The 14,273-nt window shown below is 61.0% G+C and carries 18 protein-coding genes; all 18 read right to left on the bottom strand.

The features are described 5' to 3' along the window. Positions 1 to 9 precede the first annotated feature (9 nt). On the bottom strand, positions 10 to 762 hold the full coding sequence (gene trbC, locus BA177_RS01265) for a type-F conjugative transfer system pilin assembly protein TrbC (RefSeq protein ID WP_068612039.1): 753 nt from the start codon (positions 760 to 762) through the stop codon (positions 10 to 12). Continuing rightward, entirely contained in the window at positions 747 to 1,745 is a 999-nt protein-coding gene (traU, locus tag BA177_RS01260; protein ID WP_068618691.1) for a conjugal transfer pilus assembly protein TraU, read from the bottom strand. The genes trbC and traU overlap by 16 nt, the downstream gene beginning before the upstream one ends. Positions 1,746 to 1,917: 172 nt before the next feature. Next, complete coding sequence (gene traW, locus BA177_RS01255; protein ID WP_068612037.1) at positions 1,918 to 2,550, bottom strand: type-F conjugative transfer system protein TraW; 633 nt, start codon at positions 2,548 to 2,550, stop codon at positions 1,918 to 1,920. Next, positions 2,550 to 3,056 (bottom strand): S26 family signal peptidase, encoded by a 507-nt coding sequence (locus tag BA177_RS01250; protein WP_082989746.1) that lies wholly within the window; start codon positions 3,054 to 3,056, stop codon positions 2,550 to 2,552. The genes traW and BA177_RS01250 overlap by 1 nt, the downstream gene beginning before the upstream one ends. Further along, positions 3,043 to 3,432 (bottom strand): TrbI F-type domain-containing protein, encoded by a 390-nt coding sequence (locus BA177_RS01245; RefSeq protein WP_082989745.1) that lies wholly within the window; start codon positions 3,430 to 3,432, stop codon positions 3,043 to 3,045. The genes BA177_RS01250 and BA177_RS01245 overlap by 14 nt, the downstream gene beginning before the upstream one ends. After that, positions 3,429 to 6,053, bottom strand: coding sequence for a type IV secretion system protein TraC (gene traC / locus BA177_RS01240; protein ID WP_068612032.1), 2,625 nt, complete (start codon positions 6,051 to 6,053; stop codon positions 3,429 to 3,431). Before traC ends, BA177_RS01245 begins: the two co-directional genes overlap by 4 nt. A gap of 3 nt (positions 6,054 to 6,056) precedes the next feature. Further along, complete coding sequence (locus BA177_RS01235; RefSeq protein WP_068612030.1) at positions 6,057 to 6,446, bottom strand: TraV family lipoprotein; 390 nt, start codon at positions 6,444 to 6,446, stop codon at positions 6,057 to 6,059. 9 nt (positions 6,447 to 6,455) lie between these two features. Next, a complete protein-coding gene (locus BA177_RS01230) occupies positions 6,456 to 6,740 on the bottom strand; it encodes a hypothetical protein (protein ID WP_068612026.1) in 285 nt (94 codons plus the stop codon). Beyond that, complete coding sequence (locus tag BA177_RS01225; protein WP_068612025.1) at positions 6,730 to 7,491, bottom strand: DsbC family protein; 762 nt, start codon at positions 7,489 to 7,491, stop codon at positions 6,730 to 6,732. The genes BA177_RS01230 and BA177_RS01225 overlap by 11 nt, the downstream gene beginning before the upstream one ends. After that, entirely contained in the window at positions 7,488 to 8,690 is a 1,203-nt protein-coding gene (locus BA177_RS01220) for a TraB/VirB10 family protein (RefSeq protein ID WP_068612023.1), read from the bottom strand. Before BA177_RS01220 ends, BA177_RS01225 begins: the two co-directional genes overlap by 4 nt. Next, positions 8,677 to 9,411: a TraK domain-containing protein gene (locus BA177_RS01215; RefSeq protein ID WP_068612021.1), complete on the bottom strand. Its 735-nt coding sequence runs from the start codon at positions 9,409 to 9,411 to the stop codon at positions 8,677 to 8,679. Before BA177_RS01215 ends, BA177_RS01220 begins: the two co-directional genes overlap by 14 nt. Then, positions 9,371 to 9,964 carry a TraE/TraK family type IV conjugative transfer system protein gene (locus BA177_RS01210; RefSeq protein ID WP_068612019.1) on the bottom strand — a complete coding sequence of 198 codons (594 nt, stop codon included), beginning with the start codon at positions 9,962 to 9,964 and terminating at the stop codon, positions 9,371 to 9,373. Before BA177_RS01210 ends, BA177_RS01215 begins: the two co-directional genes overlap by 41 nt. 3 nt (positions 9,965 to 9,967) lie before the next feature. Further along, entirely contained in the window at positions 9,968 to 10,255 is a 288-nt protein-coding gene (gene traL, locus BA177_RS01205) for a type IV conjugative transfer system protein TraL (protein ID WP_068612017.1), read from the bottom strand. 61 nt (positions 10,256 to 10,316) lie between these two features. Next, positions 10,317 to 10,700 (bottom strand): hypothetical protein, encoded by a 384-nt coding sequence (locus BA177_RS01200; protein WP_068612015.1) that lies wholly within the window; start codon positions 10,698 to 10,700, stop codon positions 10,317 to 10,319. A 105-nt stretch (positions 10,701 to 10,805) separates the two neighbouring features. Then, positions 10,806 to 11,081, bottom strand: a complete 276-nt coding sequence (locus tag BA177_RS01195; RefSeq protein WP_068612012.1) for a hypothetical protein — start codon at positions 11,079 to 11,081, stop codon at positions 10,806 to 10,808. A gap of 64 nt (positions 11,082 to 11,145) precedes the next feature. Next, complete coding sequence (locus BA177_RS01190) at positions 11,146 to 11,586, bottom strand: lytic transglycosylase domain-containing protein (protein ID WP_068618689.1); 441 nt, start codon at positions 11,584 to 11,586, stop codon at positions 11,146 to 11,148. 715 nt (positions 11,587 to 12,301) lie between these two features. Further along, positions 12,302 to 12,934 carry a class I SAM-dependent methyltransferase gene (locus BA177_RS01185; protein ID WP_068612010.1) on the bottom strand — a complete coding sequence of 211 codons (633 nt, stop codon included), beginning with the start codon at positions 12,932 to 12,934 and terminating at the stop codon, positions 12,302 to 12,304. 12 nt (positions 12,935 to 12,946) lie between these two features. Next, positions 12,947 to 14,245 (bottom strand): APC family permease, encoded by a 1,299-nt coding sequence (locus tag BA177_RS01180; protein WP_068612008.1) that lies wholly within the window; start codon positions 14,243 to 14,245, stop codon positions 12,947 to 12,949. Positions 14,246 to 14,273 lie beyond the last annotated feature (28 nt).

Below are 14,273 nucleotides of genomic sequence, written 5' to 3'. Positions count from 1 at the left end.
ACAATCGCATCACCACTGTCGCTCCGGTTCGAGTTTTCGCATCAGCGCGCGCAGTTCATGCCGATACTGAGGCTTTGCGAGCGCAATCCGGTCCAGGGCGTAGCGAAGCGGCACGTCGCCGGCGATCTTGACGTGTTCAGGCGTAGGGCAGTCCGTCGGCGTGCAGGTACCGGCCGCCGCTTCCGCAACGACCACCGTGGGCACCTGGTCGATGGCAAATCGCTGAAACAGGGTCGGATCGATGAGCGCGCCGTACTCGGGGTTTTCACCCTCTTTAAACAATGAGTGCACCGCGCGCATCGTGGCTTCGATGGAGTTGTTTACCAGGCCTCGCAACACGATCGGTACACCGGTCAACTCGCCCTGGCGCATCAGCGATCTGAGTGAAGCGTCCGGCATCGAGAACGAGGCAAACACGTAGACCGATACACGCTGGTCGGACGCGTGCGGCACACCCAGCTTCGCCGCGAGCGCTTGGGCATCGTCCATCAGATCGGCGATGCTCGAAAGCGTGTTTGGATCGGTCAGCTCGGCATCGAGCTGTGGGAACCGAACTTGCGATAACGACTCGGATCGTTGATTGGCCTCTTCAAAACTCGGCAGCGTTTTGCTGACATCAACGCCATCGACTTCCTCCATTGCCGAGGCGGTGTCGCGCTGCACCTCAATGATGCGCGAATCGGCAGCCGCAAAGTCCTTCTCATCGGCAACGGCCTTGGCCGTCGCCATCGTCAGCACGCTCACGATCAGAAGGCGCAGCATGTCCGTCGCCTGAAAATGAGATAACTGAAGTCCTCGCCCTTCACCGGGTATTGCCGGCCCGCACCCCAGAGGGCGGTCGTTTCCCCATAGAATTGGGCGTTCGAGGTATAGGCGCGAGGCAATAGCATCTGCGTTTTGTAGGCGTTCTTCTTCATGATCGGTCGCACTCGCGGGCTGCACATCGCACCGCGCGTGGCCGTATCCAGTGAGATGGCCGAGCGGTGCATTTTCGTGTGCATGCGCTGTACGGTGAGGAGCGAGGATTGCAATGCAGACTCGTGACCGGCGACATTGCCGGTCATGGGATAGACACTGTTCTGGCAACCGGCACACCAGATCAGCGGGTCCAGCGGTCCGGTGGCGCTCGAGGCGGCGACGCAATCGGCGCTGCAGGCGGCCTGCGCCAACGGGTTGGCGAACAACACCGCCTCGGGGCTGAAGATCATGGCCAGATCGTCGCGATTCCAGGTCGGCTCAAACTCCGACAGCATGATCAGGTCGAAGGATTCGCTGTAGTCGCAGGCGGTGTTGGTGAGGAAGGTCAGCCAGGTAAACAGCGGGAAGTGGTACCAGTGCACGTGATAAAACGCCTTCTCCTCATCGCCGTTTACCCGAAAGTCATCGCCCTGACGCATCAGGGGACTCGGCTCGACCAACTGCTCACCGCCGAGGGTCGGTGCACAAAATGGCGTTTGCACTGCTTCGGCCACGCGTGCGGGCTCCCAGAAGCTTAATCCCAGCCCAATTCGGTAGAAGATCGGCGGCGGTGCCGGGCAGGCACAGATCAGCGGCGCCTCATCGTTGCTGCCGTCTTCCATGCCTAAGCTCGCCAACGAAATGCTGCCGAGCTTGAGCGGAAAGATGCACTGCCAACACACATCCGTAATCGGGTTCGGAAAGCGACCGTCACAGCGCGCCGCACTGGCACTACCGGACCAAAGCACCACGGCCAGCAGCAGCCAACGCCCTCGCCTCACTTGCATCATCCGTTTTCCCCTGGCGACCGCCGCCACACCACGGCGACGGTCAAGAGCCAAACCACGACCGGCAGCCGCGCCTCGGGAAACCAATACGCCGCGGCGACGACTGAGAGCGCCGCGGACGCCAGCGTCAATTGCCGAATCGCGTGCCAGACCTGTTGCGTCGTTGGCAACGTCATCCGCTCGTCTCCAGGGCGATCTCATCAATGCGCAGCAACAAACCCTCTTGCCGAACCACCGCGGGTAGCGCTGTCACGCCGAGCTGTTCGGCGTAACGGCCGTGCTGATCGAAGTACAAGCGCACGTTCCATTGCTGCATGAGTTCAACCACCGGGCCGTTGGTCATCAGTGGCACGTAGCGATCCGGCGCGTCGCCTAAAGTTTCGCGCACCCAGCGGGCTTGCACGGCATCGTCGCCGTCGAAAAACACGATGGGCGTTGCGAGTGTGGTGTACTCGAGCGGATTGACCGTCGTGCCGGCACGATAGATGACGTTGCCGAGGTGATCGATGACGTCATAGTCCGTCGTCACGCTGGGATCGTAGTGATAGACGCGCGGTTCCGTCGCGCGCGGCAAGTGACGACCGGGCGGCCGCGCAACAGTTGCTTGCGCGCGCTTTTTCATCTGCTGTTGCTGTTCGGCCAGGCGGCCGTCGTCGCGCATGGCGGCCAGTTCCGAGTGAATGTGCGCGATGAGATCGGTTTCCGCGATCTCATAGGTCTTGCCCACCGTGCCGAGATCCTCGGCAGCTGCAAGGCTTAAGCTGAGCATGCCCAGTACCAACGACAGTGTGAGGACCCGTTTCATCAGAAGATCCGCGTTGCCGTACCGATGATCTGCTGATCGGCAATCAGGCTGAACTCGGCGTAGCGGGAGTCAAAGCTCGACGGGTGCGAGGCCCACAAATAGTAGCGGCCCTCGGGGATGACGCCGGCCGACACCATGGCCATGGGCGTACCGTCTTCGAGCATTGGCAACGCCTCGCCTGCGAACCAGTCATTGACGTACACCTTGCGGCCCTCAAGTCGGATCCGGTCGCCCGGGCAGCCTTTCGCGACTTTGAGCAGACGCATCCCCGAATACCAGCGGGCATCACGCCGCATCTGAATCTGCACGTGCTCGCCCATCACTGGGCCGCAACGCGGCAAGACGCCGGTCTTCACCAAGAACACGGTACCGGGCAGGCTGTCGCTTTCATTCACCGCCAGTCGATAATGCGGCGCGATGAGTCGATCGGCGATTAGCAACACCAGCATTGGCAGCAGCAACACCGCGGTGAGCCGGAATGCAGTGTGAGATTTAGGGAAAGGCATCGAGATCACGATCGAGTCGCTCCTTCAGGACGTTGGTCAGATCCGGTGCGCCGGCCGCGACCGCCGGGCTCGCCAGCAGCACCACGCCGTAGTCATCGGCGATTCCCCGCACCGATTTATCGAGCAGCGGACCCCAGAGCTGCGCGTAGGCCTCGGCCCGGGCCGGGTCCATGCCGCGTTGCTGCAGGCGCTCGATTTCGCCGAGCACCAGGGAATTGATGTCGACGGTGGCCACCCGCAGCGGTGGCGGTGCCAAGAGCGACTGCCCGGCCAGGACCGCGAGCGCCGCGACGGCGCCGCTCACAATGCCGACCAGACAATGGCTTCGGAATCCGGATCGGGCATGCGCTGCCCGTTTTTCTGACTCGTGCGTCATCGCCTCGCACCCGCCGCGAGGTCGCTGACCGCCTCGGTGAGCGATTGCCCGCTGCGTAGCGCCCGCTGAATCGCCTCGTACTCGACGCCCTTGGACGAGTAGAGCTTTTCGGTGAACGGATCCAGCACCAGTCGGCCGACCCCGACACCCTCCGGGCCAACCACCGCCACCTCCGAGTACAAGCCCTGGCGCGTGCTGATGGAGGCCAGCAGGGCCTCGCTTTCCTCACCCGTGGGCAGGCGCTTGGATTCGATCAGCTGCCTGATCGATTCTTTCTTCTGGCGCAACAAATACAAATAGTCGGCGTTATCGAGTGCGGCTTGCGCGGTACCCGACTTGTAGTAGTCATTGACCCGTTGCGTCACGGTCATGAACGCGCCTTCGAACTTGCGCGCGGTGCGATAGCCTTCCTCGATGAACTGCCCGGCATTGCCCCGGCCCATCAGCTTCCAGGCCTCGTCAATCACGCACAGCTTGCGGCGCGCACGTTCTCCCAGATACATCGATTGCGTGATCTTCAACATCAGCAACAAGACGACGACGGACTGCAACTCGGGACGCGAATCGAGTTCCTGGGTCTCGAGCACCACGAAATCCCGGTTGAGATCGAGGTTCGCCGGGCCGTTGAAATAGCGCCCGAAGAAGCCGTCTTTGGTGTAGGGATACAGGGAGTCGGCCAGGTCTCGCTGACGTTGATCGCTGGAGGCGGCCAGCACATCACGCACCGCGGTCACGTCGCCGTCGGTGCCGCGTTCGTGCCACACCGTGTTCAAGGCGCGTTCGATCCAGCCCATGGTCATCTGATCCGGGCTCGCATCGGGATTCACCATCTGGGCGACGACGTACTTCAGCATCACGCCTTCGGCGCCAGCGCGATCGCGAGCGCGTTGCTCGTCATCACTTAACGGCAACTCAGCATCCGGGATGCCGGACCAGTTCTTGATGTTGGTAAACGGGTTGAGACAGATATCGCTCTTGGGACTGAATTCGATGAACTGGCCGTCGAGCAGGTGGCAGAGATGCTCGTAGGAACGCCCGCGATCGAACACCCACGCCCGACCGCCCACGCCGAGCACACTGGTGATCAGCTCTTCGGTAAACACGCTCTTGCCAGCGCCCGAAGCGGCGCTCACGGCAATGTTGTAATTGCCGGCTTTGTTCTGCCACGGGTCCACGGCAATCAGCTGGCCGCGCCGGCCGATCAACTGCAACAGCGGCGAGCCGTCGCCCTTCCACTCGGCGAGCATTGGCGCGATATTGGCCGCCGTCCAGGTCAGCAGAGAACGCCAGCGAATCAGCGTCTCGGCCTCTTTGACCAGGCGGGGGCCGGCCGCCAGTGGCAGCGCCGACATGAATGCCGGCATCGAGATGTTGGTTTCTTTGCTTAAGTGCCAGCCGGCGTTGCTGTAGACGCCCAGCAGTTCCTGTTCGCACTCGTTGCCGCGACCCTTCGGCGCAAACAGAATAGTCTGATAGTTGACTCGGGCGAGCGTGTGACCTTGCTCGAGCTTTTGCGCCACGAATTGCCACTCGCGCTTTTTGTCGGCCCAGCTCGGCACGTGTTTGCCGGCATCACTGTCCGCCATTTGCGTTGCGCGCATCGATTTGGTTTTCGCCGTTGCCGAGGCCTGCACCTGATCGGGGAAATGCACCGTGACCGTGGTCAGGAACGGACAACTGATGCGGCGGTTGTTGTTCATGAAATCGCCGATCAAATCGGCGGCCAGCCAGCCGGCCCAGGCTTGCGGGTACTCGCGCACCGTAAAGCAGCGCACGTCGCGCGCCTCATCGCCGTTCTCGAACAACAGACCCTTGGCACCGACGAACACGGACGTATCGGCATCCAACACCTGTTCCCGAAGTTCCAGATCCTCCTGCCAGCGCAGTCGCTCGGTACGGAGCTTCCTCGGATTCAAGATCGTATCGAGCAGATTGATGAAAGCCTCAGGCCTCACGCGTTGGGTCTGCAGACCGAGGGATTGATAGGTGCCCGTAAGTCCGCTGCGAAGCCGATCAAGCTGCTCGATATCCGACTCGCGCGGTCGGCCACTTTCCGGCAACGGCCGTTGTGCGCAAACAAACACGCGGTAGTCGCGCACGACCATGGATTCGTCACTGAAAAACGATTGCCACACGCCGCCGGCGAGGTACTCCACCCGGCGCCGTGCCAATTCTTCGTAGATGCCGTGTTGATCGGCGCCTTCGCCTTGCTCGCGACGCGCGCGGGCGGCGATGGACGCGCGCTGCTTGTACCAGCGGTTGAGGCCCGGATACACGTCAGGGGAGGCATACAGCAAAAACTGCAGGTTGGTCTCCGGCGCGACATTGTTACCGAGGATGCCGGCGAATACGCGGATGTTTTCTTCGCTTAAGCTGGTGGCCGGTGTCACTTCGAGCATGAAGCCAAATGCATCGTCGTTGTAAAAAAAGTCCTGTACCTCATCGAAATACTCGTACGGCAGCGTGGTCGAGAACCGCGTCGAGGCCAGTAACGCCTGCCATGCGGCGCGCGTCGGCGGCTCCGCGCCATGCTCGCGTTTGGCCGCGGGTTCGTTGTCAAAGATGTGCTGCGACAGAAACTCTTTGAACTTGCCGAACGGCTCTGACAGCGCTGCAGGCATACCTCAATCCCTCACCAGCCACTGGCCTTCGCCGACCACCACGTAGATGAAGGCATCGTCGTGCAGATCGCCGTCGACATCGCGCCACTGATTCACCCAGATGCGCAGCTCCTCGGGCGGCGCGTACATCGCACGGGTGCGAATCACCGTTGGCGCATCGTCCGTGGCAATCGGCAGTTCGGTATCGCGTCCGCGTGTGGGTGCACCCTCGATCGTCTGCAGTCCGGGCAGATCGCCGGCCACCGTTCGGTTGTAAACTTCCTGGGTACTCAGGCAGCCGACACCGTCGGGAATGCCGCACTTGTGCCCTAGCGTGGTGTCCGGCAGCGTGCCGCAGCCAGACAAGAGCGCCGCCATCAGCCAGGCCGCACCGGTCGTTTTCAGTCGTTGCATCGGGTTCTCCTAGCGTCGTTCACACTGCAGCCGGCCGATATCGAGATTGGCCGGCACCTCGCCGCCGTTGGCGCGGATCGCATCCCACGCATCTTTGCGCAGGTACAGCCAGCACCAGGTCTCGTTGTCGTACAGCTGAAATTCCAGAATCACCGCGTTTTTGAGCGGCGTCTCGTACACCAGCGGCGCCTTCGTGCGCATGGGCAGCACCTCACCACCCTCGGCTGCGCTGCTGACAACGCCAAGCGTTGGCAGCAAGCTGACGACCAAGACGATCCACGCTTTAGGAAGCATCGGTGTCGCCTCCCAACCAGTCCATGAGCGCATCGCGACCCAGAAAGCCTGCGTGAATCACCCCATCATCACGAATGAGGACGGGCGTGCCGACGGCGCCAATGCGTTCGGCAAAGCGCGCCACGCGCGCGATCTTCTCTTCTGCATCGCTACGGCACCGTGCACTCGGCACCGGTGTTTTTGCGGTCGTCGCCGATACCTCGAAGGCGCGGCCGAGCGCCGCCCCCGGGTCCTTGGCGCACAAGATTCCGAGCGACTCCGGCGTGCGACTCAGCAGCAGGTGATGGACACGCACACCGCTCAAACTATTCAAGGACTCAAGCCACAGCCGTCGGCACCACGCACAACCAGGATCCGTGATCACGGTGAGCGAGCGATCGCCGGTGCCGACGGTGATCGCCGCCTCCAGCGGCACGGCGTCAATCACGGAGCTCGGCCGTGGCGCGCCCGAGGTTTCACCAGTCTGGCTCACTTGTGCGCGCCGGGCAGCGGACAAGTCTTTGTCTTCCTTCAGATCGTAGATGCTGCCGATCACCAGATAGCGCCCGGTGGAATCGACATACAAGACATTGTCACCGGCGACGACTTCATAGAGCCCGTCGATGACCGTGGGCAGAGTGCTCTTGATCGGGGTGCCGGGCATCGCGCTGGCGATGGTCTGCGCCGCGTCGTCTGCGCGCAGGGCCCCCTGCGGACTGATGAGCAGGAGAGCTTGCAAGGAAAGAAGGGCGGCGCGGCTGTGTGTGTTCATTCGACGTACTTCTCGATAAGGTTGGCTTCAAGGGCAATGTCTTCGGTGAAGGTCACGGTGACGATGCGGCCCGCCTCGATCTCGACAAACGGAAACACTTCGTCGGCCCGCTCCAGATACCAGTCGGCCACTTTTTCCGTCGCCGTGGCCACGCCCTCGGCCACGCCGGCCTTGCCGATATCGTCGGGGTCGATGGATTCCACGGTCCCCAGTGCGGAGGTGGAGACGTTCGAGTACGACTGGCCAATCGCCCGACCGAGTCCGGAAAAGACGCCCGCCAGCATCGAGCGGGCCACAAATGCCCCTTGCTTGGTCACCAGGAGTCCCGCGAGTCCGTTCTTGCCGTCCTCGCCGGTGACGTAGCCCTTCGCTTGCTTGCTGATGACCTCGCCGGTGCGCAGCACGCAGGTCAGCCGCTCGAGGCGGATGTAGGCCCGTTCGTCTGAAAGTTCGCCGTGGCCGGCGGCGATGATGCGGCAGGAGCGCACGCGGTGCGAAAAGCGATTCGGCAGATTGCCGGCGTCCACGAGTTCCAGCAGGATCGGGTGCGGATTGCGCTGACCAAGGTTGCCGGTCGGCGCCGCGAGGCCATTGAGCATCACCGCGTTAACAAAGGTGCCGGCAGGCAGGGTTTCATTGATGTGCGGATGCACCAGCGCATCCTGGCGGTCATTGACCTTCGCGAACGCCACGCGCGTAATCTTCGGCTGCGGCGGCTGCAGGCTCGCCACACCGGTACCACCGCCCGATGGTGGCACCGCCGCGGTGGGCTTCGGGATGCTCTTAACCGGTGGTGGCGGTTTGCCGAGCGGCGGTAACAAGCCGCTCGCGCTGCGCTGGTTGGGGTTGGTAGTCTGGACGGCCGTTGAGGCCCGAGTCCCGGATGTTTCCAGGCGATCGAGGCGGTTCCGCAGCAACTCGTTCTCCCGCTCGAAGGCCTTGAGGCGATCGGCCATTTCGCCAAGATCCACTTCACTGCTGGTGATCCACGCGTCTTCCGGGTCGACCACCCTGCGCGGCGTGCTGAAATCCTGGCTCACGATACGATCGTTGGCCTGGTGCGGCGGTATCGCCTGGCGCTTGGCGTTGTTATAGAGAAACAGCAACAGCGCGCCGCAAACGATTACGGCGACACCAATGAAGATAACCAGCTGGCGCTTCTTGAGCGCCTCACTGGTGGTGAATTCAGGTGCGCTCACGAGATTCCCCACGCAAGCTACCGGCATCGCCGACACCGGCGTCGCGGACGATGTAGACGTCCGTGTCGGCTTCGGGCGGCAAATGGTGACGGCGTATCGCCACCGAGCGCACGCTGCCGAGAGTGCGGAATTCTCGCTCGTCCAAGCGCATGTCCGAGCCGCTGACGTTCTGGAGCACGTAGTGCTCGATCGTCATGGCACCCCTGTACACGGCCACCAACCGAATGTCGGCTTCCACCCACAGTGGCACCGTGACGTCGCGGCGCTTCAACTCGTAGCCGGCGGGCACCTGGCCCTGGGCCACTTGTTTGAGCGTGCGCTTCAATCGGCGGGTAAACGGCAAGTCGCGCTCGGCCTTCAGGAGCGCTTCGTTCATGCGGTGACTTTTGCGTTTGAGCGTGATCACTTCGCCGGGACCGGCGACGGGGGTCACTTCGAGCGAATACGAATCGCCGTTCTCGTCGGTGACGATCAACGTGAACGCCTGCCCGCTGACGGGCTTGATGATCACGCGGCCAAAGGCCTCGTCCTTGGAAATCGTGACCAGGCTCTCCATGCCAAAGACCGCCTGCAATCGCAGGTTGTCGGCCATGCCGATCGAGGTCAGGTCATTGGCCGCCGCGCGCACCTGATAGGTGCCGCCCGGTTCCACCTCGAGCGTCTGGCCGGCGAACGCGGTACTAACGGGAAGCAGCAGCAACAATACCCAGCGGATTGTCATAGTCCGTCTCCTTGAGTTCGCGAACGGCAATGCGCCCGGTTGACAGCCGAGTAAAACGCACCCGCCAGGCAGCCGGTCGATCATCAATCTGCTTGGAGCCAACAAAGGTCTGCAATCGACCGCGGATGCCGACGACACCGTTTTGCACCTCGACGCCGTCGGGGTAGAACACCGAACTGTATTTCCGCCGATCCAGGGTCTCCTTGTCGGCCAGGAGTTGCGCCTTGAGAGACCCGTAAACCGACGGATCGGCATATTTCAGGAGCTCGTTGACCTGGTAGTCGTAGCTCGACGGGTGATAAGTGAGTGTCAGTTGCGCAAACCATGTCGCCATCTGACTCAAATACTCTTCGTTGTAGCGACCGCCGCCGTCGAAACTGATGGGGCCCTTGATATCGGGTATTAACAGCACTTCGCGCTGCGTACCCAGTGTTTTCCACACCACCCCGCACAACACCACGTTGCCTATTGCCAGAAATCCACACACGAGCATCGCCGTCCGAACGATTCGGTTGGCATTCTGCAGCCGGGAGTCGTACACGTTCTTGTTCATGGTTCAGCCCAGAAAGTAGCGCTCAAAACTTGCAACACGCGATTTCACAAACAGGCGCGAGGGCGTGTACCAGTAGAGAAATCGCATAATCGTGCCGCGCCCGCCATCGGCTTTCGAGCGCGCGTACAATCGCGCGAGTACGATGCCGGCGACGGTGCAGATGAGGAGTTGTTTGAAGAAGAAGCCGATGAATACGAAGCCAAAGGCAACGGCTGCCGTGTCCGCCTCGATGAACAGCGCCATCGGCGGTGCATCGAGGTAGCGGGGAATCAGGAACTCGCGCTGGTCCATGGTATTGGCCCTCGAGGACGTGGAGCCGGACCGCGAACAGGCGGGCCCGGCTCCAGGGCGATCAGCTGACGACCGGCAGCAGTGCGCTGAACGTCGAGGCGCCGGCCACGATCTGCGAGCCGTACATCAGACCCGCGATGGCGATGCCCATGGCCGCAAACAGCCATGCGCCTTTCAAGAGCGCGATAATGCCGCCGGCCAGGGCGCCGATGAATACGACCGCCTGGCCCAGCGGACCAAACACGGCGCCTTCGGTCTCCGTGGCGAGATCGTCGAACACGGCGCTGGTACCGGCCAAAGCCTGTTCCTGGAACATTGCGATAACAATGCCAATGGCCATCACCGGCCCGATGCGTGCCAGGCTGCTGAAAAAGGACAGGAACCCGTCATGAAGACGAGCGGCATCCTGTGGCGAGAGAATCAGATCGCGAAGATCGTGTTTCATGGGTTGCTCTCCTATGGTGCAGAGGGTCCCGATTAAAGGACGTTTGTAATCACGCGATCGTGTGTCGCGCTCGATACGGTGTTGCGTTGCCCAGTCGATCTTTCATCAGCGTTCGCCGGGGTCGTTGGGGTTGTTGCCGTCACCGTCGTTACTCGTCGTTGTGCTCGCTCGCGCCCGTTTGGCCAGCACGTTTTGCTGTGCGCGCTTGGCCACCGCGGCGTTCAGGTTCGACAGCGTTGTCTTCGGTGTCGCACCGGGACACGATGGATCGCAGCTCACGAAGCGGTGCTTGCCGCCCGTGGTCACTTGTACAAATGATGACGAATAGCGCTGCGCATACAGATCGGCCGCCGACGGTGGATTGACCTCAGCGATCACCATGGGCGGATGCTCCGCAGCATCTGGTGCCGGCTGATGCGGTGCGCAAGCGGCCAGCAGTAGACCGCTAGCAGCCACGCTCAACAACACGGTAGACTTTTTCGGCGTACTCATAGCGAAGTCGCTCCCTCAAAGGTGTGTTTTTCAAGCCGGCGTTGTAGGCACCGATCGCGCGCCAGGTGTAACCAGCGGTTTCTATTTTCTGTGCCAGCACCCACGCACCGACGTGTATGTTCGCGCACCAATCCCATAAGTGATCGCGCTCGATACCGAAGGGTCTCAGCTCTGCCAACCAAAGAGAATTGATCTGCATGACGCCGTAGTCGGTGCTGCCATTGCTATTGTGGTTAACCGCGTGGGACTCAAAATTGCTTTCGACACAGGCGATGGCCCGCAGTAGATTGGCTGGCACGCGATGACGCTCCGCCGCCGCATCAAAACAGTCCGCGTACAGCGACTCGGCAAGTAACACCATTCCAAGGGAGACAACAAACCGCGCAACCAACATTGAGCACTCCAGTAATTGCCAGTGACCTCCGGGTCTGACAACCATCCGGCAATACCAATGTCTTTGCTACGAAAAATGGGGGCATTCTCTACGCCCCACTTTCGAAGGCTTACTCTGCGGGTCAGAGCGGAGCAGCAGCTACGGCCGCACACCCTTCATGCCGCCGTTTGAACGGTGGCGCACTGCGATTGTTGAAAACAATCCAAGGTGTAGAAAGATTGGCCTCTCCGATGGAGGAGGCGTTCAAATATATGCAGCCCCGATGTTTTCAGGGCTCCTTCTCTTCGTGCGATCACGAAAGCTGTACTGCCAGCGGTTTACGTGGCGGGCGTCCGCACGCCTGACCAGCAGCGGGACGAGCGTGCGTCCAGAGTAATTGGCTAGAGTGGGTTAGGACTTTCCATTGCCGCAAAGACTGTGACTCACTGCGATAGAGGACAACTGTCGGGACATCTTCATGACAGTGTTTCCAAGATGTCCTGGTCGATCCGCCTTGCCCACAGCAGTAGCCCGTGACTTCTGCTGTCGAAGTGTATGCCTGTGTTAGGAGCTTAGTAGGGCTCAGGCGGGGTGTCGTCGTAAGACTTCGTTTTTTGTACGACAGCCTCTGTTCCGCGATCAAGCCGATTCAGGCCTCGCAGCAACAGCATGCCGAGTCACCGTCGAAACTGTTTACAGACTCTGACCGGATGTCGTACCCGTCTGATCCCTGCGGTTACGTCTGTGGCGGCGACATGAAATTGCCGACAACAAAGGCGACAGGAATGAGGCCCGGCAATAATTCGAACTGTGTTATCCGCACACCAGCCTGCTCGAAAGCATCGCGGAGCGACTGTGCAGTGAATCGACGATGTCCGGGGAAACCTGTTAGGGCGAGAAGCCGGGAAACCAGCCAGGAAGACTTGGTCTGATCGTGACAGAACGTCGGGGCGACCAGGATAGCGCCAGGTGCCGCCACCTTTCGAATTGCATGAAATGCCTCAGCGAGATTCGGGACCAGATGTAACACGTTGGCCGCGACGACAGCGTCAAACTCGCCTTCTGGATAGGGAAGTGCATAGATATCAGCCTGCTCGCACGTCACGTTCTCGAGCTCGGCCTCCTGAATTCGCCGCTTAAGCGACTCCACCATGGCCGCTGCATAATCTGTGGCGATTATCGAGCGGCTGGTCCGGGCTATGGCCGCGGTAACAATGCCTGTGCCTGCCGCGACTTCCAGCATTTTTTCTCTGCCGCGAACGGCCTCACTGGCCAAGTGCAACATCCGCGGCAACGGCCGACCCAGCACCCAACGCAGCGAGGCATCGTAGTTGCGCGCGTGTCGTTCCCAGTAGCCCTTGTCAGACATCGGATTGCACTATCAGTCGCCGCGCTTCTGAGCCAGGTAGTAACGCTCGAAGCCAAAAATCGCGACGATCGACGAAACAGCGATTATTACGATCAATGGATCCGCGCCGCCCTTGATGACAATGAATGCGACCAGCGCCAGTGCGTCGAGCACGATTGCCGTCGCCAAGACCCACGCCTGCGCGTCGACGTCAGCTTTGAGGTGCCGCCATACACCCCAGTGTATGGCGATATCCATGACGAGATAATAGATCGCGCCAAGCGACGCGATGCGGCTCAGGTCGAAGAATGCCGCAAGAGAAGCAGCCAGCACGACCGTATACACCAGCGTGTGCTTCTGGATGCCGCCCTGCATTCCGAAGTGGCGATGGGGGATGATGTTCATATCGGTCAGCATCGCAAGCATGCGCGATACAGCGAATACGCTTGCCAACAAACCTGAGCTGGTGGCAACGATCGCTATCCCGACCGTGAACCACACACCATAGTCGCCCATCGCCGGTCGTGCCGCTTCTGCCAATGAATAGTCTTTGGCCCGGACAATCTCTTCGACGGTCAAGGTCGATCCGACGCCGAAGGCGACCAGCATGTATACAACGACGCAAATTCCGAGCGAGATCATGATCGCCCGACCGACGTTCTTGTGCGGGTCGACAACTTCGCCGCCGCTGTTCGTTATGGTCGTAAATCCCTTGTAAGCGAGAATCGCCAACGCGACGCCGGCGAGAAACCCGGTCGCCGACGTATCGTCAATCACGCCACCGGTTGCTGGTTCGAAGGACCAGCCAGCGGCCCACAGGGCTGCTGTCGCGAAGCCAAGTATTCCCAGGATTTTGACGACGGCGGTGACCTTGGAAACGGCACCGATCAGCCGATTGCCGGCGATGTTAATGAGGAACGCGACGACGATCAGCCCGACCGCAAGCACCGGGACCAGCCAGTCGAGGTTTTCTGCGTCGAATAATTGCAGCGTGTAGGTACCGAAGGTTCGGGCGACCAGGCTTTCGTTGATGATCATCGAAATTGCCATCAGCAGCGCGCTGGCGCCGGTCATCATGGTCTTGCCGTAGGCCTTCTGCAGAATCATCGCGATACCGCCAGCGGACGGGTACTTGCTGGTTACCTTTATATAGGTGTACGCGCTGAATCCGCTGATGATGGCCGCGAGCAGGAAGGCTGCCGGAAACAGTGGACCGGCGTATTCCGCGACCTGGCCGGTCAGTGCAAAGATACCGGCGCCAATCATGACGCCGGTACCCATCGCAACTGTCGCCGTCAGTGACAGGCTGCCCGACTTGTAGTTATCGCTCATGATAAAGACCTTGTGTCAGTTACGTTTT

This window comes from Woeseia oceani, assembly GCF_001677435.1.
In the GTDB taxonomy this organism is placed as follows: Bacteria; Pseudomonadota; Gammaproteobacteria; order Steroidobacterales; family Woeseiaceae; genus Woeseia; species Woeseia oceani.
This window is presented reverse-complemented; position numbering and strand designations above follow the sequence as displayed.

Bases quoted from the DNA above. Each gene is read 5' to 3' on its own strand.
- trbC (WP_068612039.1), bottom strand. From the start codon at position 762: ATGCTGCGCCTTCTGATCGTGAGCGTGCTGACGATGGCGACGGCCAAG.
- traU (WP_068618691.1), bottom strand. From the start codon at position 1,745: ATGCAAGTGAGGCGAGGGCGTTGGCTGCTGCTGGCCGTGGTGCTTTGG.
- traW (WP_068612037.1), bottom strand. From the start codon at position 2,550: ATGAAACGGGTCCTCACACTGTCGTTGGTACTGGGCATGCTCAGCTTA.
- BA177_RS01250 (WP_082989746.1), bottom strand. From the start codon at position 3,056: ATGCCTTTCCCTAAATCTCACACTGCATTCCGGCTCACCGCGGTGTTG.
- BA177_RS01245 (WP_082989745.1), bottom strand. From the start codon at position 3,432: ATGACGCACGAGTCAGAAAAACGGGCAGCGCATGCCCGATCCGGATTC.
- traC (WP_068612032.1), bottom strand. From the start codon at position 6,053: ATGCCTGCAGCGCTGTCAGAGCCGTTCGGCAAGTTCAAAGAGTTTCTG.
- BA177_RS01235 (WP_068612030.1), bottom strand. From the start codon at position 6,446: ATGCAACGACTGAAAACGACCGGTGCGGCCTGGCTGATGGCGGCGCTC.
- BA177_RS01230 (WP_068612026.1), bottom strand. From the start codon at position 6,740: ATGCTTCCTAAAGCGTGGATCGTCTTGGTCGTCAGCTTGCTGCCAACG.
- BA177_RS01225 (WP_068612025.1), bottom strand. From the start codon at position 7,491: ATGAACACACACAGCCGCGCCGCCCTTCTTTCCTTGCAAGCTCTCCTG.
- BA177_RS01215 (WP_068612021.1), bottom strand. From the start codon at position 9,411: ATGACAATCCGCTGGGTATTGTTGCTGCTGCTTCCCGTTAGTACCGCG.
- BA177_RS01210 (WP_068612019.1), bottom strand. From the start codon at position 9,964: ATGAACAAGAACGTGTACGACTCCCGGCTGCAGAATGCCAACCGAATC.
- traL (WP_068612017.1), bottom strand. From the start codon at position 10,255: ATGGACCAGCGCGAGTTCCTGATTCCCCGCTACCTCGATGCACCGCCG.
- BA177_RS01200 (WP_068612015.1), bottom strand. From the start codon at position 10,700: ATGAAACACGATCTTCGCGATCTGATTCTCTCGCCACAGGATGCCGCT.
- BA177_RS01195 (WP_068612012.1), bottom strand. From the start codon at position 11,081: ATGGTGATCGCTGAGGTCAATCCACCGTCGGCGGCCGATCTGTATGCG.
- BA177_RS01190 (WP_068618689.1), bottom strand. From the start codon at position 11,586: ATGTTGGTTGCGCGGTTTGTTGTCTCCCTTGGAATGGTGTTACTTGCC.
- BA177_RS01185 (WP_068612010.1), bottom strand. From the start codon at position 12,934: ATGTCTGACAAGGGCTACTGGGAACGACACGCGCGCAACTACGATGCC.
- BA177_RS01180 (WP_068612008.1), bottom strand. From the start codon at position 14,245: ATGAGCGATAACTACAAGTCGGGCAGCCTGTCACTGACGGCGACAGTT.